This window comes from Acidiphilium sp. PA (assembly GCF_026191915.1).
GTDB lineage: Bacteria > Pseudomonadota > Alphaproteobacteria > Acetobacterales > Acetobacteraceae > Acidiphilium.
The window spans coordinates 85,089-104,070 of sequence record NZ_JAIMBY010000003.1 but is presented as its reverse complement, the minus strand read 5'-3'; the positions used below and the strand labels follow the sequence as shown (position 1 = coordinate 104,070).

The following is an 18,982-nucleotide window of genomic DNA, read 5'->3' as shown; positions in this document are numbered from 1 at the left end:
CATTTTCGCAAGGAGCGACCTTATTATGAAAATCCGCGCTGGCTTTGAAATCTCGTTCGACTGTCCGACCCCGATTCCGATGCTGTTGATGCTGAACCTGCACCCCTCGCGCGAGCCGGATCTGCTGACGGACGGTCGCCTGGTGTTGGACCCGCCTGTGCCCGTCACCCATTATATCGACGGGTTCGGGAATTGCTGCAGCCGGATCGTTGCCATGCCGGGCCGCCAGACGATGCGCAGCGACTTTCTGATCCGCGATTACGGCGACCCCGACATCGAGCCCCATGGCGCGCCGCAGATCGCCGTCGAACATCTGCCGACCGATATCCTGGTGTTCCTGCTGGGCAGCCGCTACTGCGAGACCGACCGGCTCTCGGATACCGCCATCTCGCTGTTCGGCCATATCGAGCCCGGCTGGCCACGCGTGCAGGCGATCTGCGAATACGTCCATAACCGCATCACGTTCGATTATCAGAGCGCGCGGCCGACCAAAACCGCGTGGGACGCCTTCATGGAACAACGCGGCGTCTGCCGCGACTTCGCCCACCTCGCCATCACCTTCTGCCGCTGCATGAACATCCCCGCGCGCTATTGCACCGGCTACCTCGGTGATATCGGCGTACCACTCTCACCCGACCCGATGGATTTCAGCGGCTGGTTCGACGTCTACCTCGGCGGCCGCTGGTACACCTGCGATGCCCGCCACAACCATCCCCGCATCGGGCGCATCCTGATGGCCCGGGGTCGCGATGCCACGGACGTCGCGATCACCACCACCTTCGGCCAATGCATCCTCACCGGCTTCACGGTTGTCACCGACGAAGTGGCGTCGTGATGTCGGAGGTTTGCGCAAGTTCGGGTTAGGCAGCACAAAGACCCCGCCCCTCACCTTGCTTGATCCCCGCGCCTCGTCCCTCGGCGATCGCCCCGACGGTTCAGGGAACGACGGTGGGGTCGCGGCTGATGCGGACACGTTCGACGCGGCGGCCATTCATGGCGAGGACTTCAAAGCGCCAGCCGCCGTAGGCGATGGCGTCGCCCTGGCGGGGCACGCGTTTCAGCAGCGCGAGCAGGAAGCCGCCGAGAGTGTGGTAGGAGCCATGGGCCGGCAGGTCGTCGAGTTTGAGGCGGTGTGCCACTTCATCGACGGGTTCGAGGCCGTCGAGGTCGAAACGGTCCGGCACGTCCTCGCCGGTTTCGGTGAGGGAGGGTTCTTCGACATCGCCGACGATGGCTTCGAGCAAATCGCCGACGGTGACCATGCCCTCGAAGCTGCCATATTCATCGAGCACGAAGGCGACGCCGAGCGGGTCTGATTTCAGGCGTTCGAGCGCATCGAGTGCCGAGATGGCATCGGGCACGGCGAGGGGCTGGCGGAGTGAAGTGGCGATCGAGATATCCTTGCCGTCGAGCATGCGGTCGAGAATATCCTTGGCCTGGACGATGCCGACGACGTTGTCGATGCTGCGGTCGCATACCACGAAGCGGGAATGGGGCGCCGATTTGAGCGCGGTGATAACCTGGCCGCGCGGCGCGGTGCGGTCGAGCCAGGCGATATCCTGGCGTGGGGTCATGATGGCGCGAACCGGCTTGTCGGCGAGGCGCATGACGCGTTCCATCATGTCGCGTTCCTCGGATTCCAGCATGCCGGATTCGGTGCCTTCGGCAAGGATGGCTTTGAGTTCCTCTTCACTGACCGCCCGGCGGTGCGGATCGACCGGGCCGAACGCCTGCAGCACGATATGGGTGGTCCCGCGCAGCAGCAGCACCAGCGGGCCGGCCATGCGGGCGAACAGATCGAGCGGCAGGGCGACGAGGCAGGCGATGCGTTCGGCGTTGCGCAAGGCGAGCTGTTTGGGCACCAGTTCGCCGAACACCAGGGTCAGGAATGTCACGATGACCACCGTGATGGTCAGCGACAGCGTGCTCGCGACCGGTGCGATGAGGGTGATGTGCCTGAGTTCGGGCGTCAGGGCTTGCGCGAGTTGCGCGCCGCCGACCACGCCGGTCAGTACGCTGATGGCGGTGATGCCGATCTGCACGGTCGGCAGGAACCGGTCCGGCTTGTCGGCCAGGGCGCGCGCTCGGGCGGCGCCGGACATTTGTTTTTGCGCCATCAGCGCAAGCGCCGCCCGGCGGGACGACACCAGCGCCATTTCGGCCAGGGAGAACCCGGCGTTCAGCAGGATCAGGAAAAATAAAAGACCAATTTCTGCAAAGATTTGCATGAAGACCTTGAGATAAAGCAGTAAGCTGGACATAGCATAGCCGATATCGCGATCAGAATAACCCGGCGCCGTTCTAGCACGGCAGACGTGCCGAAACCGTTATAAATGCCCCGGTTTCGCCACAATCCGGCCCGTGCGATGCCGCACTGCACACGCATCTGGGTCCCAACGCAGGATGGTTCTGCGCTCAACCGGATGTTGGTTCATGACGCATCAATCGCAGCTTCGCGCTCTCGCTCCCCAGGTCAGCCGGCCGCGCGCCCGCTCGGGCTGGCGCAATCCCGCCTCGTGGCTGGCGGCTTTTGCTACGGCCGGAGCGACCTTCGGCATCTGGGCGGCGCTGAACCGGCCGGTGACCGATATTCCGCCCTATACGGGTGAGATCGGCGGCTTTGCGTTTTCACCGTTCCATGCCGGCGAGAGCCCGCAGAGCAACGTGTATCCTTCGATCAAGCAGATCAAATCCGATCTCGCGCTGGTTGCCACGAAGACCCATAACATCCGCACCTACACCGTGCAGAACGATCTCGGCGAGATTCCGGCGCTGGCCGCGCGCTATCATCTGAACGTCACGCTCGGCGCCTGGCTCGACCAGCATCCCAAGGCCAACGAGGCCGAGTTGCGGAAAGTGGTGAAAGTCGCCAACGCCAACCGCGACGTCAAAGCCGTGATGGTCGGCAACGAGGTGATCCTGCGCCGCAACCTGACGGTTTCGCAGCTTGCGGCGGATATCGATTACGTCAAATCCCGCGTCCATGTGCCGGTTTCGACCGCCGAGCCCTGGCACACCTGGCTGCATCACCCGGAACTCGCCAAATCGGTCGATTTCATCACCGTGCATCTGCTGCCGTACTGGGAAGGTGTGCCGGAAAAGACCGCCGTGCAATACGCGTTGCACCGGCTGCATCAGGTGCAGCGCGCGTTTCCGGGCAAGCGCGTCGTGATTGGCGAGATCGGCTGGCCGTCCGATGGGATCGATATCGGCGGCGCGCGGGCGTCGCGCGTCTATCAGGCGGCGTTCCTGCGAGACTTTTTCAATATCGCCCAGAAAAAACACCTGACGTATTTCGTGATGGAAGCGTTCGACCAACCCTGGAAGACGAGCTTCGAAGGCCGTGCCGCCGGGTATTGGGGGATGTGGTCGCAGTCGCGCGCACCGAAATGGTCGTTGACGGGCCCTGTGCTGGAGAACCGCGCGTGGTTGCCCTGGGCAGCCGGGGCTTCGCTGCTGGGGCTGCTGATCGCCATCGGTCTGCTGTCGCGCCGGCCGGATATGCGGATCGCCGGGAAGCTGATCTTTGCCGGGCTGGTGCAGGGTTTCGGCACCGCGCTCGCGATGCTGCTGATGACGATGGGCGAGACCTACCTGTCCTGGTCGGCCGCCGCGGTGTGGTCCACCCTCGCGCTGGGCCAGGCGCTGCTGCTGTTTTTGCTGATCGCCGATAGTTTCGACCTGACCGAGACGCTGTTCGGCCGGGTGCGCAAGCGCCATTTCGAGCCGGTGCCGGCACCGCATGGCATGAAACTGCCGAAAGTCTCGCTACATCTGCCGATCTGCAACGAACCGGCAGACATGGTGAAGCAGACGCTCAACGCGCTCGCCGCCCTCGACTACGAGGATTACGAAGTGCTGGTGATCGACAACAACACCAAGGACAGCGCCGTGTGGGAGCCGGTGGCGGCGCATTGTGCGCGGCTGGGCGCGAAATTCCGCTTCTTCACCCTCGGCCAGTATCCCGGCTTCAAGGCGGGCGCGCTCAACTTCGCGCTGCGTGAAACCGCGCCCGATGCCGAGATCATCGGCGTGCTCGACAGCGATTACATCGTCGATCCCGACTGGCTGCGCTGCATGGTGCCGGCCTTCGCCGACCCCGTGGTGGGTTTCACCCAATCGCCGCAGGATTACCGCGACAACGACGGCTCGATCTTCAAGCGCATGATGTTCTGGGAATATGCCGGGTTCTTCCAGATCGGCATGGTCAATCGCAACGAGCGCAACGCGATCATCCAGCACGGCACGATGACGCTGGTCCGCAAGGAAGCCTTGCTCAAGGACACGGCCGATCACACGCGCGGCTGGGCCGAATGGTGCATCACCGAGGACAGCGAACTGGGCATGCGCCTGTTCCGCGACGGGTATGAGGCGGTCTATTCCAAGCGCAGCTTCGGCCGCGGCGTGATGCCGGATGATTTCAACGCCTTCCGCAAGCAGCGCTATCGCTGGGCTTACGGTGCCATGCGCATCACCCGCAAGCATTGGAAAGCCCTGCTCTCGCCGTTCGATCGCACCCTCACGCTCGGCCAGCGCTGGCACTTCGTGACCGGCTGGCTGCCCTGGATGGGCGATGCGCTCGGCCTGGCCTTCCTGTTCCTCGGCCTTGCCTGGTCGGCCGGGCTGATCCTGGACCCGGTGCGCTTCGAGTTCCCGATCATCCTGTTCATGCTGCCCTCGGTCGGTCTGTTTGTCTTCAAGATCGTGCAGATCCTCGCGCTCTACGCGGCGCGGGTGAACTGCAGCCTGCGCGACCGGATCGGTGCCGCCATCGCAGGGCTCGCCCTGTCGCACACGATCGGCAAAGCGGTCTGGAAGGGGCTGTTCACCAACAAACTGCCGTTCCTGCGGACGCCGAAAATGAAGGATGCGCCCGCCCTGGTGCAGGGTTTGGTGATGGCGCGGGAAGAACTCGTGTTGCTGGCCCTCACCTGGGGCGCGCTGCTCGGCGTCGGCATCGGGCATCACTGGGCGACGCCGGAAAGCAAATTATGGTGCGTCGTGCTGTTCACCCAGTCGCTGCCCTACCTTGCCTCGGTCGGCGTCTCGATCGTGGCGGCGCTGCCGGCCAAAGTCGTCAAGAGTTTGCCGGCGCCGGCGCCCGCGCTGCTCCCCGTGTCACGCATGCCGATCTCGGCCCGCACCGCGGCGGGCGATTGATTGCAGGCCAGGGGGCCCGGCCCCCTGGCCTGGTTGCGTTCCCCACCATCATCGGCTAAGGCCCGCAGCGGGTCACGTCCCCCCACCGGGACGCTTTTCTTCTGCAAGGGAGACCGATGATGGATATTTCCGTGCCGGCGAAGCCTGCCGTGCGTCCTGCCAATCCCAATTTTTCGTCTGGCCCGTGTGCCAAACGCCCTGGTTATGCGTTGGAGGCGCTGAGCGGTGCGTTGCTCGGCCGCAGCCACCGGGCGAAGGAGCCCAAGGCGAAGCTCGCCGAGATCATTACGCGGTCGCGCGCCATCCTCGGCCTGCCGGCCGATTGGCGCCTCGGCATCGTACCCGCGTCCGATACCGGGGCGGTCGAGATGGCGCTGTGGTCGATGCTGGGGGCACGCCCGGTCGATGTGCTGGCGTTCGAGAGTTTTTCCGAGGCGTGGGCCACCGATGTCATCAAGCAGCTGAAACTCGCGGATGCGCGGGTGCTGGCCGCGCCGTATGGCCAATTGCCCGACCTGGCTGCGGTCGATTTCAGCCATGATGTCGTCCTCGCCTGGAACGGCACCACCTCCGGCGCCCGCATCCCCAATGGCGACTGGATTGCCGATGACCGCACCGGCCTGGTGATCGCAGATGCCACGTCGGCGGCGTTCGCGATGGATTTGCCGTTCGCGAAACTCGATGTGGTGACCTGGTCGTGGCAGAAGGTGCTGGGCGGCGAGGCGGCGCATGGCATGCTCGCGCTGAGCCCCCGCGCGGTCGAGCGCCTGACCACCTACAAGCCCGCATGGCCGCTGCCGAAAATCTTCCGCATGACCTCCGGCGGCAAACTCACCGAAGGCTTGTTCATCGGCGAGACCATCAACACGCCCTCGATGCTGGCCGCCGAGGATGCGCTCGATGGGTTGCGCTGGGCCGAGGGCATCGGCGGTCTGCCGGCCCTGATCGCGCGCAGCGAGGCCAATCTCGCGGCGGTTGCATCATGGGTGGCGGCGAACGACCGGGTTGCGTTTCTCGCGACCGATCCGGCGATCCGCTCCTGCACCTCGATCTGTCTGACGATTGCGGCGCCGTGGTTCGCCGCCCGCGATGCGGAGGGCAAGGCCAAGGCGGCAAAACGGATCGCCGCGCTGCTGGAAGCCGAAGGCGTGGCCTACGATATCGCCGCCTACCGCGATGCACCGCCCGGCCTGCGGATCTGGGGCGGCGCGACGGTGGAGACCGCGAATATCGAGGCGCTGCTGCCCTGGATCGACTGGGCGATCGATCGGGTGGCGGCCGAGGCGGGCGCGCGATGAAACGCCGGTTCGCGACGGTCGATGTCTTCACCGATCGGGTGTTCGGCGGCAATCCGCTGGCGATCGTGCTGGATGCCGAAGGACTCGGCACGGCGACGATGCAGGCGATTGCCAGAGAGTTCAATTATTCCGAAACCACCTTCGTGCTGCCGCCGGCCGATCCGGCGAACACGGCAAACGTGCGGATTTTCAATCCGGTGATGGAAATGCCGTTCGCCGGGCACCCGAATGTCGGCACCGGATTCTGGCTTGCCCGCCAGGGCGAGGCGTTTGGCAAGGGTCTGGGCGATCGCCTGGTGTTCGAGGAACTGGCCGGCCTGGTGCCGATCACCGCGATCCGCCACGAGGGCAATGCGGTCGGCGCCGATGTCACCGCGCCGAAGCGCCTGACGCGCGGTGAGACCATCCCGGTCGACGCCATCGCCGCCTGCCTTGGGCTCGACCATAGCGACATCGTCACGAAGACCCATGCGCCCTGCATCGCCTCGGTCGGCGCCGATCTGGTGTTCGCCGAACTGCGCGACCGGGCCACGCTCGACCGCATCACGGTGAACACATCTGCATTCCACGCCTTCCCGCCCCTCGCGCGCGGGCTGCATGTGTATGCCTGGGACCCGGACGCCGCGCACACCGGCATCGACATTCATTGCCGGATGTTCGCGCCGCTCGATGGCATTGCCGAAGACCCGGCGACCGGCAGCGCCAACGCAGCACTCGCCGCATTGATCGCCTCGACCCGGCCACCCGCCGATCTGGTACTGCGGATCGCCCAGGGCGATGCGATGGGCCGGCCCAGCCGCCTGCGCGCCACCGTCGACCCCGACGGCACCGTCACCATCGGCGGTACCTGCGTCGTCATCGCCGAAGGCCATCTCTCGATCGATTGAGACTTTCCCTTTCCCCCCGAGGATTTCCCATGCCCAAAGTTTTGATCAGCGACAAATTGTCGCCCGCCGCCATCGACATCTTCAAGCAGCGCGGCGTCGAGGTCGTCGTCAAACCCGGCCTCACACCGGCCGAACTGCGCGCGATCATCGGTGAGTTCGATGGTCTGGCAATCCGCTCCGCCACCAAAGTGACCCGCGAATTGCTCGATGCCGCCACCAATTTGAAAGTGATCGGCCGCGCCGGCATCGGCATCGATAACGTCGATGTCAAATCCGCCACCGCCCGCGGCGTGGTCGTGATGAACACGCCCTACGGCAACGCCATCACCACCGCCGAACACGCGATCGGCCTGATGTTCGCGCTCGCCCGGCAACTGCCCGAAGCCTCCGCCTCGACCAAGGCCGGCAAATGGGAGAAAAACCGCTTCATGGGCGTCGAACTCACCAACAAGACGCTCGGCCTGATCGGCGCCGGCAATATCGGCTCGATCGTCGCGGACCGCGCGGTCGGGTTGAAAATGCGCGTCGTTGCCTACGATCCCTACCTCACCGAAGCCCGCGCCACCGTGCTCGGCATCGAGAAGGTCGATCTCGACACCCTGCTCGGCCGCGCCGATTTCATCACGCTGCACACCCCGCTCACCGAACAGACGCGCAACATTCTCTCGCGTGAAAACCTCGCCAAAACCAAAAAAGGCGTGCGGATCGTCAACTGCGCCCGCGGCGGGCTGATCGACGAGGTCGCACTCTACGACGCCCTGCAATCCGGCCAGGTAGCCGGCGCGGCCCTCGATGTGTTCGAGGTCGAACCCGCGACCGAGAGCCCGCTGTTCACGCTCGACAACGTGGTCTGCACCCCTCATCTTGGCGCGGCCACCACCGAAGCACAGGAGAACGTTGCCCTGCAGGTCGCCGAACAGATCAGCGATTTCCTGCTCACCGGCGCCATCACCAACGCCGTCAACATGGCATCGGTCTCCGCCGAAGACGCGCCCAGGCTGAAACCCTACATGCAGCTGTGCCAGTTGCTCGGCAGCTTCGCCGGGCAACTCACCGAAGCGCGCCACGGCGTCATCACCAAAGTCGGCATCGAATACGAGGGCGCCGCCGCCCACCTCAACCACCGCCCGCTCTCCGCCGCCCTGTTCGCCGGCCTGCTCGCGCCGATGATGGAAGGCGTCAACATGGTCAACGCCCCCGTCTTCGCGCGCGATCACGGCATCGACATGTCCGAAACCGTGCACGACCGTGACAGTGAATACCAAACCCTCGTCCGAATCTCGGTCACCACCGGCGATCAGACCCGTACCGTCTCCGGCACGCTGTTCGGCGGGGCCAAACCGCGCCTCGTCGAAGTCAAAGGCATCAAGGTCGAAGCCGATTTCGGCCGGCACATGCTCTACGTCACCAACCAGGACAAACCCGGCTTCATCGCCAAATGCAGCGCCATCCTGGCCGATCAAGGCATCAACATCGCCACCTTCCACCTCGGCCGCGCCACCCAGGGCGGCGACGCCGTCTGCCTGATCTCGATCGACGAAACCCTGCCCGACCCCGCCCTCACCGCCATCCGCCACCTCCCCCAGGTCATGCAGGCGACCCAGTTGGCGTTCTGAGAGTTGAGGTTGGATTGGACGTGGACGCAGAAGGCCAGGGGACTGTCCCCTGGCCTTATGACAGAAAATAGATTGCCTTAACCCTCCTGCCCGAGGGCGCGGGAGCGGGCGGTTGCCGCCTCGATGGCGGTGCTGATGGCATGTGGCCAGGCATCGGGGGCCATCAGGATTGCCAGGGCGCGTTCGGTGGTGCCGTTGGGGCTGGTGACGGCGCGGCGCAGGTCGGCAGCCGGTTCGGGGCTGGCGGCGAGGAGTCCTGCGGCACCGATGATGGTCTGGCGTGCCATATGCGTCGCCAGTTGTGCCGGAATGCCTTGCTCGATTGCGGCGGCTTCGAGCAGTTCGGCGAGCAGGAACACGTAGGCGGGGCCGCCGCCGGAGACGGCGGTGACGGGGTCGAGCAATTTTTCCGCGGTGACGAATTCAATCGCACCGACGGCTGCGAGCAGCGTTTCCGCCAGATCGCGTTGCGCAGGCGCAACGGTGGGTCCGGCGCAGGCGACCGTGATGCCCTGGCGGATCGCGGCCGGGGTATTGGGCATGGCCCGCACGATCGCGGCGTTGCCTCCCAGGCGGGCGGCGAGCCAATCGATGGTTTTGCCGGCCATGATCGAGACGAACAGGGCGCTGCCGGCGAAACGTGCCAGCGGCGGCACGGCGAGGGGAGCGATCTGGGGCTTTACGGCGAGCACGATGGCCTGGGGAGCAAACTCCGCCGGCACATCGGCGAGTGATGCAACGATTTCCACGCCCTCCCCCGCGAGCGCGCGGGCACTGTCGCCGGGATCGATCACGACGACGCGGGTAATGCCGCGCTCGCGCCAACCGGCGAGCATTGCGGCGCCCATTTTACCGCCGCCGACCAGCAGCAGCGGTGGCAGTCTGTCTGTCATGCTTCGCCGACGCACTCCAGCATGGCGGCTGCCAGGGCGTCATCGGGGGATTTGCCGCCCCACAGCACGAACTGGAACGCGGGGAAAAACCGCTCGCATTCGGTGACGGCGATATCGACCATGTCTTCGACACTTTCGGCGGAGGCCGCGGTCGCGCCGCGCAGGAGAACCGAGTGGCGAAACACTGGCATGCCATCGTCCTGATCCATGCCGAAATGGCCGATCCAGAGTTTTTCGTTGGCGCGTGCCAGCAATTCGTACAGCGCCTTGCGGCGGCGCTCAGGCGCCTTCAAATCGAATGCGCAGGAAAAATGCATCACGGAAATTTCGTGCGACCAGGAAAAATACAGGCCGTAGTCGCACCAGCGGCCGGGCGCCTCGGCGGCGATTTCGCTGTCGCTGCGCCGATCGAACGCCCAATCATTGGCGGCGATCACTTGTTCGACGATATCGAGGGGATTTCCGACCGGATCGGCGGTCTGGGAGGCCAGGGAGGTCATACGCGGGGTCTCCTCCTGAATACGGAAGTCTAGCTGACGGCGGGATCGCCGGTGCCGAATCGGAGTCTACCGGAATTTCGCGCCGCACCGCAATCACCGTATGTATCACCGTATGTCAGGTAAAAGTTACAAAACAATAAACCCGCCACGAAGGGCGGGTCTTTTCGCGGGTCCGGGCGGAGATATCGGCAGCTCAGGCCGATTTCGTCTCCCGCTTCGCGGCGGCCTTGATCACGCGGCGCTTCAGCGTCAACGCTTCCTCGGTCAACTTGCGGTTCGGTGTGGTCAGCAGAAACGCATCGAGGCCACCCTTGTGCTCAATGGTCGAAAGCCCGCGCGGCGTGACGCGCAGGCGCACCGAATGGCCCAGCGCTTCGGATTGCACCGAGCTGTCCTGCAAGTTCGGCAGAAACCGCCGGCGCGATTTGTTGTTCGCATGGCTGACATTGTTGCCGGTAAGCACGCTCTTGCCAGTGATTTCGCAGCGACGGGTCATAACGCAGGCCTCGATCCAATGCCCAGCTCATGCCGGGTCGGTGATAGATAATACAAGATCACCCGCGCTACGGAGGCCGTGACGCGGTGTTGCGCCGCTATATCGCCAAATCCGCCGCGCGGGTCAAGCGCCCGGCGAAATAAGGTGACCGCAGGTCAGGAGTAAGGTCTTCTTTTTTTTGTGAACCAAAAAGACGCAAAAAAACTTTGGTAATCCGGGCGCGTGCCGGTAAAACCGCCCGTGCCCCGGATTTAAAAAGTTTTTTGCATCTTCTTTTCACAAAAGAAGTGCGTCCCTTTACCTTACTTTTATCAGAATCGGCCCCGAGGCTGATGCGTGTTACATGATCCGCTCAACCCCCGTCACAGGAGTTGCGCGTGACCAATCCGAACCCGCTGGGCGACCAGACTTTCCCCGTCGCGGCCGACGCCATCCATGCCGAAGATCGTCCCTATACGCTGAAATCTGACGATTGTTTCGCCATTCTCGGCATCACCGGCGACATGAGCGCCGGCAGTGAAGGGGTCTATTTCCACGACACCCGCCATCTATCGCGCCTCACTGTCACATTGAACGGCGCCCGGCCACGCCTGTTGAGCGGCGCGATGAGCACCGACAATGCGACCCTGGTCTGCGATCTGGCCGCCGCCGCGCCGGATGGCGTGACCGACATGGGGGACGATGCCAACGAAATCTCGCTTCGGCGCGAAACCTTCCTTTGGCATGGTACCCGCCATGATGCGCTCACCCTCGGCAACTGGTCGCGCACACCCCAGACCCTTACCATCGGGATCGGTTTCGCGGCCGATTTTGCCGATCTGTTCGAGGTTCGCGGCACCAAGCGCGCCCGCCATGGTATACTCGAGGCGCCGAGCACTACCGCCCATTGCGTGACGCTCGCCTGCCGCGGCCTCGATGACGTGCGCCGCTGGACCCGGCTGGATTTCGACCCCAAACCGGCGCGGATCGGGGTGGATGAAGCGCAATACAACCTGACCCTGGCGCCGGGTGCCACAGCGCGCATTGCGATCGCGGCGCAATGCGGTGCCGATGACGATCAGGCCAGCATCGAAAACTACCGTGCCGCCCGTAAGGCCGCCGCGCACGGCCGGCGCGCCCTGCGCCGGCAGGCTGCGAGCGTGATCACCGGCAATGCCCTGGTGAACACGGCCCTGCTGCGCGCCCGGGATGATCTGATCATGCTGACCACCGCGACCGAACACGGCCCGTATCCCTATGCCGGTGTCCCGTGGTTCTCCACCGCCTTCGGCCGGGACGCGATCATCACCGCGCTGCAGGTGCTCTGGCTGGCCCCTGACCTCGCGCGCGGCGTGCTCAGCTTTCTCGCCGCCAATCAGGCGACCACGACCGACGCCAGCGCCGATGCCGAACCCGGCAAAATCCTGCACGAATGCCGTGACGGTGAAATGGCCCGCCTCGGCGAAGTGCCGTTCCGCCGCTATTACGGCTCGGTCGATGCCACGCCGCTGTTCGTCATGCTCGCCGGCGCCTACCACGCGCGCACGGGCGATACCGCGTTCATCCGCGGCATCTGGCCGAACATCGAAGCCGCCCTTGGCTGGATCGACGGGCCAGGCGATGAAGACGGCGATGGTTTCGTCGAATACGGCCGCAAGACCGGCCACGGCCTCGCCAACCAGGGCTGGAAGGACAGTCGCGATTCCATCTTTCACGCGGATGGCACGCTCGCCACCGGCCCGATCGCGCTATGCGAGGTGCAGGCTTACGTCTACGGCGCAAAAAACGCAGCCGCCGGCATGGCTGCGGCCCTGGGCGATGCTGACCGCGCGACATCCCTTGCCAGCCAGGCGGCCGGGTTGCGGGCCCGGTTCGACGCCGGGTTCTGGGATGATGAACGACAATTCTACGTGCTCGCCCTCGATGGCGCGAAACGACCCTGCCGGGTGCTCGCCTCCAACGCCGGCCACGCGCTGTTCACCGGCATCGCCCTGCCCGGCCGCGCTGAAGCCGTCGCGACCCGCTTGATGGGGCCCGATTTCTTCTCCGGCTGGGGCATTCGCACGCTCGCACGCGGCCAACCCCGCTTCAACCCGATGTCCTATCACAACGGCTCCGTCTGGCCGCACGACAATGCGCTGATCGGCCTTGGCCTCGCCCGCTACGGCTACCGGGCGTCGGCGGCGCGTCTGTTCGACGCCATGCTCGCGACCAGCACCTGGGCCGAGCGCTACCGGCTGCCGGAATTGTTCTGCGGCTTTCCGCGGAAACCCAACCATGCGCCAACCGCCTATCCGGTTGCCTGCGCGCCGCAGGCCTGGGCGGCCGGCACGCTGCCTGCGCTGCTCGATGCCTGCCTCGGCATCATGTTCGATCCGGCCAGCGGTCGGGCCAATGTTGACAGGCCGGTGCTGCCCGCCGGCATCGACCGGCTGATAATCGAAAACCTCGGTCTCGCGGGTCAGAAGGTCGCGTTGTCGTTCACGCGCACGCAAGGCGGCGTCATCGTCGGCTGAGCCGGCTCGGTCTCGGGCATCAGCAGCCAGACCAGCACGGTCGCGATCAACCCGGCCGCGGCGAGCGCAAAGAACGCCGCGTGATCGCCGATCCGGCTGGCGATTGCTCCGGCGGCCGCCGTGCTCACCGTCGCGCCAAGCCCGACCGCCAGCCCGATCGCCCCCATGATCAGGTTGAAATGCCCCCGCTCGCGCGCGATATCCGCCGCGATCAATGGCAGCAGCACCCCGATGACCGCCGCACTGATCCCATCGATCGACTGGATCAGCACCACCGGCACCGGCGCCGTGACCAGGCCGAACAACACGCCGCGCACCGGCTCGGCGCCGAACCCCAGCAGCAGCACCGCCCGCCGGCCGTAGCGCTGCGCCGCGCGGCCGACCCAGGGCGACATGAGCGCCACCACCGCCTGCGGCGTGACGATGCAGGCCGCGATCACCAGATTGGCGATATTGCCCGCTTTCGCCGCCAGTTCGCTGCCGACGAACGGCAGCATCGCCGCATCCGCCATCTGAAACATCACGATGCAGGCCATGAACGCCAGCAACCGTCGATCGAGGAACAGCGCGCGCAATTCGCCGAGCGTGCCACGCTGCGGCCGCATCGCCGCCATCCGCGCCCGCGCGGTACGCTGCGGCTCGATCCGCGAGAGGGCGAACAGCGATGGCGCGCCAAGCAGCGCGGTCAGCCAGAATACCGAGCCCGGCGCGAAATAATAGCCGCAGGCCCCCATCACCGCCGCCGCGACACCGTTGCCGAGGGAGGCATAGCGCGCATTCCGCCCCAGTCGCTCCCCGAGGGCGGCGGACCCCACCATCGTGATGGTCAGCGCGGCGATCGCAGGGTTGAGCATGCAGCTGGCGAATCCATGCATCACCTCAGCGAGGCCGATCCCGAAATGGCTCGGCAGCAGCACGAACAGCAGCGCGCTTGCGGTGATCGCGCCGATCGCCATGCCAGCCGCCAGCCGCTTGCTCGGCATCCAATCCACCAGCGCCCCGGCCGGCAGCTGGCTGGCCATGGCGACCAGCGTGCCGAGCGAGAGCACGCTACCGATGGCGAGATCAGTCCAACGCTGGGTGGTGAGATAGATCGCGATGAACGGGCCAAAACCGGTCTGCACATCGGCCACGAAAAAATTCAGCCAGTCCAGCCCGCGCAGGCTGCGTTGCGCGCCCTTTCCGCCGGTCAAGGCGTCGCTTTGGTATCGGACGGCGGCGGCTTCCGGGACCTGGCCACAGCAACCGGCACCGAACGGTCGGCCTCCTGATATTCCGGCAATGCCTTGAGCTTCGCGGCATCCAGCGTCACCATGATCGCGATCTGTTCCTTCACCACGGAAAACCGCAACGCGCTCCACGCGACCGCGATCTTGCGATCGCCAACGCCCAGGAACCCGGCGAACTCCACGACCGCGGCCTTCGGCTGGCCGGATTGGTCGATCAGCACATTGACCACATGGCCAATCACCGCGCCTTTCGCATCCACGACCGGCTGGCCGAGCAGGCCCTCGGCGTGAACCTTGGGCAGATGCTCGAGTTTCGGCGGCTTGGGTTGGGGTGGCAGCACGACCGGCGGTGGCGGCGGCAATTGCGCGGTCGGCCCCGCGCCATAGGGTATTTGTGCCGCCGCAGTTAGGGTTGACGCCAGGATTGCCGCCACCACCAGACTATTCCGCATAGATCATCTTGCGCGTCATGCCGCCATCGGCGACGAATTCGGCCCCGGTGATGAAACCGCTCTCGGCCCCGAGCAGAAACGCCGCCAGCGCCGCGATATCATCGACCACCCCGACGCGCCCGACCGGGTGTTGCGCATGATCGCGCGCGGACAGTTCATGCCCTTGTGTATCGATCCACCCTGGGCTGATGCAGTTCACCCGCACGTCCGGCCCCAGCGACATCGCCAGCGCATGAGTCAGCGCGACGATGCCGCCCTTGGCTGCCGCGTAGGATTCCGTGTCCGGCTCGGACATGCGCGCCCGGGTCGATGCCATCGTCACCACCGCACCCTTCGCCGCACGCAGCAGCGGCTCGGCCGCCCGCACCAGCAGAAAAATACTGGTCAGATGCGTATCGATCACCGATCGCCACTCCGCCAGACTAAGCTCGCGGATCGGCTTGCGGATCATGAACCCGGCATTGCACACCAGCGCATCGAGCCGGGCATGCGCGGCACGCACACCCTCGATCAACGCCGCCACGGCTGCTTCATCGCCTACATCGCAGGCCACCAACCGCACCCCCGGCGGGGCCGCAAGCCCCGCGATATTGCGATCCGCCGCGATCACAACATGACCCGAAGCCACCAGGCGCGCCGCGATCGCGGCACCGATGCCACGTCCGCCACCGGACACCAGAGCAACCCGCTGTGCATGATCCATGGCTCACCCCCCTTGTCATTCGTGCAGGACATGGCCAGCGCCGGCGCCGTTTCCAACCCTCGCGGCAATGGGGTTCGGGAAACCGTGATCGGTCTCCATTCAGCCCCCACATGCCGGTCAAGACCGCGCCGCACCGGGTGACGCTCTCTCTGAACGCCGGACGCTTTGAATTCGTCTCCGTCGTTGGGCCATTGGTCCGACCGCAATTTTGCAAATTCAAGGACGGATCTTTACGAAATCTTTATCTATTCCGGTCATTCTTTACGGATGAGACCGACCCTGAAATCCACCCTCGGCGCCATGTTCGAAACTTTCGGCGCACACCGCGCCACCACCCCGCCGTCCGGCGATATCGCCATGGCCGCCCACCTTGCCGTGCTGTTCAAATCCCTGAAAATCGACCTCGTGATCGATGTCGGGGCGGATCAGGGCCAGTTCGGCACGCTGCTGCGCGATCATGTCGGCTACACTGGCCCGATCGCCTCGTTCGAACCGATCCCCGCCTCCTTTGCCACGCTTCAGCACCGCGCCAGCATCGACCCGATGTGGCAGGTTGAACATGCGGTCCTCGGCGAGGCCCTCGGCGATTTGCCGCTCAACGTGATCGACCTGCAGAATTTCCGACCGGCCGCCCCGCCGCACGCTCAACGCGCACCGGCCCGGCACACGGCCAAGATCAAACGCCAGACGATCCCGGTCCGCACGCTCGACGACATTGTCCCCGCGCTGCGGACACGCACCAAGGCAAGACACATCTTTCTGAAACTCGATACCAACGCGCGCGATCGCGCCATATTGCATGGGGGTGAGCACGCGCTCGGCACCATCGCGGCCATCCAGACCGAACTCTACACCGACCGGCAATTCGAGGATCTACCCCACTATCTCGGACTGCTCTCGTTTTTTCAGGCCAAACATTTCACGCCGAACCAGTTCTTTCCCACTACCGCCGAAGCCAACGCGCAACCCACTCGTTTCACCTGCTGCATGGTCAACACATTCCACCGATAAACGCCGCCGCCAGCCTCGCCGCGATCGGGGCTTGCATAGAAAATTTGTCGTCTTATGGTTGCATATCTCCGCATACGTGGGGACAAGGTGGGCAACACCGCCGCTAACGCAACATCTAGGAGAAACAACCATGTGGACGAAACCGAAACTGGTCGAAATCGCCGTTGGAACCGAGATCAACTGCTACGCCTGCGCCGATATCGACTGATTGACTGACAGGCGCCGGGACCGGTGCACGTTATCGGTTCCGGCGATTTTCATCCAACCATGAAACTGATTATCCTTGGTGCGGCCGCGGGTGGCGGTTTTCCGCAGTGGAATTGCGCCTGCCGCAACTGCGCCCGCGCGCGTGCCGGCGATCCTGCGGCGCGGCCGCGCACGCAGGCCGCCATTGCGGTCAGCAGCAACGGATCGGATTACGTGGTCTTCAACGCCTCCCCCGACCTGCGCGCGCAGATTCTGGCAACATCCGCGCTGCATCCGCGCCACGGCTTGCGCGATAGCCCGATTGCCGCGGTCGTGCTGACGGGCGGCGATGTCGATTTCACGGCTGGGCTGCTCAACCTGCGCGAGGGTCAGCAATTCGCTTTGTACGCCGGGCAGCGGATCCTCGATCTGCTCGACGCCAGCGTGATTTTCCGGGTGCTCGCCCCCGATCTGGTACCGCGCCGGCGGCTCGACCAGGATCGAACGACGCCTTTGCAGACCGCGGGGGGACAGGATCTGGGCATCACAGTCGAGCCGTTCGCGGTGCCCGGCAAGGTGGCCCTCTATGCCGAGGATACCAGCCGGGCCGATCTCGGCTCATCGGAGGGCGATACGCTGGGTGTGAAAATCACCAGCGCTGACGGCGGCTGCGTCTATTACATCCCGGCCTGTGCAGCGGTCACACCAGACCTGGCGGCCCGCCTGCGGGGCGCGCCGGTCGTGTTGTTCGATGGTACGCTCTGGCATGATAACGAGATGATCGATGCCGGTTTGCTGCCGAAAACCGGCCGCCGCATGGGGCATATCAGCGTCGGCGGTCCTGACGGTACACTCGCCGCAATGGCCGGGCTCGACATCGGCCGCAAGATTTTCGTTCACATCAACAACAGCAACCCGATGATCCTGGATGATTCGCCCGAGCGTGAGCAGGCGGAACGCGCCGGATGGACCATCGCCCATGACGGACTGGAACTGAGCCTATGACCGTACTGATGAGCCCCGATGAACTCGAAGCCGAACTCCGCGCCCTCGGCGCCGCGCGATACCACAATCGGCATCCGTTTCATCAGTTGCTGCACGGCGGCGCGCTGAACAAGCGTCAGGTCCAGGCCTGGGCGCTCAACCGATACTGCTATCAGGCGGCGATCCCGATCAAGGATGCAACGCTGATCGCCCGCACCGAGGACGCCGATCTGCGGCGCTTATGGCGCCAACGGCTGGTCGATCACGACGGGATGGCGGAAGGCGAGGGCGGCATCGTGCGCTGGATCGCACTGACCGAAGGGCTCGGCCTCGATCGTGACATGGTGACCAGCCGCACCCGCGCCTTGCCGGCAACACGGTTTGCCGTGCAGGCCTATATCGATTTCGTGCGCGACAAGCCGCTGCTGGAAGCTGTCGCCTCGTCGCTGACCGAAATGTTCTCGCCCAGCATCATCTCCGAGCGCGTCTCCGGCATGCTGGCAAGCTATTCGTTCATCACCAAGGAAACGCTGGCCTATTTCAACGCGCGGCTCGATCAGGCGCCGCGCGATGCGGATTTCGCGCTCGATTACGTCAAGCGCCACGCCCGCACGCCCGAGCAGCAGCGCGCGGTAATCGCGGCTCTCGGCTTCAAATGCGATGTCCTGTGGGCGCAGCTCGACGCCTTGCACCATGCCTATGTGCTGCCCGGCATGGTCCCGCCGGGTGCGTTCGGCCATGGCGGCGACTGGTCGTGAGCCTGACCGCGACCAGTGTTCCACGTCTCGCGCGGCATGTGCGTTTCCGGTTCGATGCGGCGCGCAACTGCCACGTGCTGCTGGCGCCGGAGCGGGTGATCATGCCGGATGCGATCGCGGTTGCGGTGCTGGAATGCTGCGATGGCGTGGTGAATGTGGCCGAGATCGCGGATCGTCTCGCCACGCGTTACGAAGCGCCACGCGATGCGGTGCTGGCCGATTGCCTCGAAATGCTCAACGACCTTGCCGACAAGAGTATGATCGCATCATGAACGACCGTGTGGCACCGAGCCTGGCTCCGCCTTTGGCCCCGC

The 18,982-nt window shown here is 65.0% G+C and carries 18 protein-coding genes; 11 read left to right on the top strand and 7 right to left on the bottom strand.

The features are described from left to right. Positions 1-25 precede the first annotated feature (25 nt). On the top strand, positions 26-835 hold the full coding sequence (locus AruPA_RS06690) for a transglutaminase family protein (RefSeq protein ID WP_265635871.1): 810 nt from the start codon (positions 26-28) through the stop codon (positions 833-835). Between the two features lie 100 nt (positions 836-935). Here AruPA_RS06690 and AruPA_RS06685 read toward each other — a convergent pair whose 3' ends face one another. Continuing rightward, positions 936-2,228: a hemolysin family protein gene (locus AruPA_RS06685; RefSeq protein ID WP_265635870.1), complete on the bottom strand. Its 1,293-nt coding sequence runs from the start codon at positions 2,226-2,228 to the stop codon at positions 936-938. A 205-nt stretch (positions 2,229-2,433) separates the two neighbouring features. Here AruPA_RS06685 and AruPA_RS06680 point away from each other — a divergent pair, with 205 nt between their 5' ends. The 4 genes from AruPA_RS06680 to serA all read left to right on the top strand — a co-directional run bounded on the left by AruPA_RS06680 (position 2,434) and on the right by serA (position 8,961). Continuing rightward, positions 2,434-5,160: a glycosyltransferase gene (locus AruPA_RS06680; protein WP_265635868.1), complete on the top strand. Its 2,727-nt coding sequence runs from the start codon at positions 2,434-2,436 to the stop codon at positions 5,158-5,160. Between the two features lie 116 nt (positions 5,161-5,276). Further along, entirely contained in the window at positions 5,277-6,458 is a 1,182-nt protein-coding gene (locus AruPA_RS06675) for a phosphoserine transaminase (protein ID WP_265635867.1), read from the top strand. Continuing rightward, positions 6,455-7,345 carry a PhzF family phenazine biosynthesis protein gene (locus AruPA_RS06670; RefSeq protein WP_265635866.1) on the top strand — a complete coding sequence of 297 codons (891 nt, stop codon included), beginning with the start codon at positions 6,455-6,457 and terminating at the stop codon, positions 7,343-7,345. Before AruPA_RS06675 ends, AruPA_RS06670 begins: the two co-directional genes overlap by 4 nt. A gap of 29 nt (positions 7,346-7,374) precedes the next feature. Continuing rightward, positions 7,375-8,961: a phosphoglycerate dehydrogenase gene (serA, locus tag AruPA_RS06665; RefSeq protein ID WP_265635865.1), complete on the top strand. Its 1,587-nt coding sequence runs from the start codon at positions 7,375-7,377 to the stop codon at positions 8,959-8,961. A gap of 77 nt (positions 8,962-9,038) precedes the next feature. Here serA and proC read toward each other — a convergent pair whose 3' ends face one another. From proC to rpmB, 3 genes are all read right to left on the bottom strand, one after another. Next, positions 9,039-9,854 (bottom strand): pyrroline-5-carboxylate reductase, encoded by an 816-nt coding sequence (gene proC, locus AruPA_RS06660; RefSeq protein WP_265635864.1) that lies wholly within the window; start codon positions 9,852-9,854, stop codon positions 9,039-9,041. After that, positions 9,851-10,354 carry a YbjN domain-containing protein gene (locus AruPA_RS06655; RefSeq protein ID WP_029312125.1) on the bottom strand — a complete coding sequence of 168 codons (504 nt, stop codon included), beginning with the start codon at positions 10,352-10,354 and terminating at the stop codon, positions 9,851-9,853. The genes proC and AruPA_RS06655 overlap by 4 nt, the downstream gene beginning before the upstream one ends. A 193-nt stretch (positions 10,355-10,547) precedes the next feature. Next, positions 10,548-10,850 (bottom strand): 50S ribosomal protein L28, encoded by a 303-nt coding sequence (rpmB, locus tag AruPA_RS06650; protein WP_265635863.1) that lies wholly within the window; start codon positions 10,848-10,850, stop codon positions 10,548-10,550. Positions 10,851-11,227: 377 nt separating this feature from the next. On the opposite strand from rpmB, the gene AruPA_RS06645 reads away from it, so the two are divergent. Beyond that, positions 11,228-13,345, top strand: coding sequence for an amylo-alpha-1,6-glucosidase (locus tag AruPA_RS06645; RefSeq protein ID WP_265635862.1), 2,118 nt, complete (start codon positions 11,228-11,230; stop codon positions 13,343-13,345). Here AruPA_RS06645 and AruPA_RS06640 read toward each other — a convergent pair. The 3 genes from AruPA_RS06640 to AruPA_RS06630 are packed head-to-tail and all read right to left on the bottom strand — an operon-like array spanning position 13,291 to position 15,729. Further along, positions 13,291-14,538 (bottom strand): MFS transporter, encoded by a 1,248-nt coding sequence (locus AruPA_RS06640; RefSeq protein ID WP_265635861.1) that lies wholly within the window; start codon positions 14,536-14,538, stop codon positions 13,291-13,293. The genes AruPA_RS06645 and AruPA_RS06640 overlap by 55 nt on opposite strands. After that, the gene (locus tag AruPA_RS06635; RefSeq protein ID WP_265635860.1) at positions 14,535-15,026 is read right to left on the bottom strand and encodes a PRC-barrel domain-containing protein; all 492 of its coding nucleotides are present in this window, start codon (positions 15,024-15,026) and stop codon (positions 14,535-14,537) included. Before AruPA_RS06635 ends, AruPA_RS06640 begins: the two co-directional genes overlap by 4 nt. Beyond that, complete coding sequence (locus AruPA_RS06630; protein ID WP_265635859.1) at positions 15,016-15,729, bottom strand: SDR family oxidoreductase; 714 nt, start codon at positions 15,727-15,729, stop codon at positions 15,016-15,018. The genes AruPA_RS06635 and AruPA_RS06630 overlap by 11 nt, the downstream gene beginning before the upstream one ends. Before the next feature lie 267 nt (positions 15,730-15,996). Here AruPA_RS06630 and AruPA_RS06625 point away from each other — a divergent pair, with 267 nt between their 5' ends. The 5 genes from AruPA_RS06625 to pqqD all read left to right on the top strand — a co-directional run bounded on the left by AruPA_RS06625 (position 15,997) and on the right by pqqD (position 18,940). Beyond that, positions 15,997-16,740 carry an FkbM family methyltransferase gene (locus AruPA_RS06625; RefSeq protein ID WP_265635858.1) on the top strand — a complete coding sequence of 248 codons (744 nt, stop codon included), beginning with the start codon at positions 15,997-15,999 and terminating at the stop codon, positions 16,738-16,740. Between the two features lie 130 nt (positions 16,741-16,870). Beyond that, positions 16,871-16,948 (top strand): pyrroloquinoline quinone precursor peptide PqqA, encoded by a 78-nt coding sequence (pqqA, locus tag AruPA_RS21785; protein WP_076454351.1) that lies wholly within the window; start codon positions 16,871-16,873, stop codon positions 16,946-16,948. A 59-nt stretch (positions 16,949-17,007) separates the two neighbouring features. Further along, positions 17,008-17,931: a pyrroloquinoline quinone biosynthesis protein PqqB gene (gene pqqB, locus AruPA_RS06620; protein WP_265635857.1), complete on the top strand. Its 924-nt coding sequence runs from the start codon at positions 17,008-17,010 to the stop codon at positions 17,929-17,931. Then, a complete protein-coding gene (gene pqqC, locus AruPA_RS06615) occupies positions 17,928-18,668 on the top strand; it encodes a pyrroloquinoline-quinone synthase PqqC (RefSeq protein WP_265635856.1) in 741 nt (246 codons plus the stop codon). Before pqqB ends, pqqC begins: the two co-directional genes overlap by 4 nt. After that, a complete protein-coding gene (pqqD, locus tag AruPA_RS06610; RefSeq protein ID WP_265635855.1) occupies positions 18,665-18,940 on the top strand; it encodes a pyrroloquinoline quinone biosynthesis peptide chaperone PqqD in 276 nt (91 codons plus the stop codon). The genes pqqC and pqqD overlap by 4 nt, the downstream gene beginning before the upstream one ends. Positions 18,941-18,982: the final 42 nt, after the last annotated feature.

Coding starts and splice junctions, on each gene's coding strand:
- AruPA_RS06690 (WP_265635871.1), top strand. CDS start 26: ATGAAAATCCGCGCTGGCTTTGAAATCTCGTTCGACTGTCCGACCCCG.
- AruPA_RS06685 (WP_265635870.1), bottom strand. CDS start 2,228: ATGCAAATCTTTGCAGAAATTGGTCTTTTATTTTTCCTGATCCTGCTG.
- AruPA_RS06680 (WP_265635868.1), top strand. CDS start 2,434: ATGACGCATCAATCGCAGCTTCGCGCTCTCGCTCCCCAGGTCAGCCGG.
- AruPA_RS06675 (WP_265635867.1), top strand. CDS start 5,277: ATGATGGATATTTCCGTGCCGGCGAAGCCTGCCGTGCGTCCTGCCAAT.
- AruPA_RS06670 (WP_265635866.1), top strand. CDS start 6,455: ATGAAACGCCGGTTCGCGACGGTCGATGTCTTCACCGATCGGGTGTTC.
- serA (WP_265635865.1), top strand. CDS start 7,375: ATGCCCAAAGTTTTGATCAGCGACAAATTGTCGCCCGCCGCCATCGAC.
- proC (WP_265635864.1), bottom strand. CDS start 9,854: ATGACAGACAGACTGCCACCGCTGCTGCTGGTCGGCGGCGGTAAAATG.
- AruPA_RS06655 (WP_029312125.1), bottom strand. CDS start 10,354: ATGACCTCCCTGGCCTCCCAGACCGCCGATCCGGTCGGAAATCCCCTC.
- rpmB (WP_265635863.1), bottom strand. CDS start 10,850: ATGACCCGTCGCTGCGAAATCACTGGCAAGAGCGTGCTTACCGGCAAC.
- AruPA_RS06635 (WP_265635860.1), bottom strand. CDS start 15,026: ATGCGGAATAGTCTGGTGGTGGCGGCAATCCTGGCGTCAACCCTAACT.
- AruPA_RS06630 (WP_265635859.1), bottom strand. CDS start 15,729: ATGGATCATGCACAGCGGGTTGCTCTGGTGTCCGGTGGCGGACGTGGC.
- AruPA_RS06625 (WP_265635858.1), top strand. CDS start 15,997: ATGAGACCGACCCTGAAATCCACCCTCGGCGCCATGTTCGAAACTTTC.
- pqqA (WP_076454351.1), top strand. CDS start 16,871: ATGTGGACGAAACCGAAACTGGTCGAAATCGCCGTTGGAACCGAGATC.
- pqqB (WP_265635857.1), top strand. CDS start 17,008: ATGAAACTGATTATCCTTGGTGCGGCCGCGGGTGGCGGTTTTCCGCAG.
- pqqC (WP_265635856.1), top strand. CDS start 17,928: ATGACCGTACTGATGAGCCCCGATGAACTCGAAGCCGAACTCCGCGCC.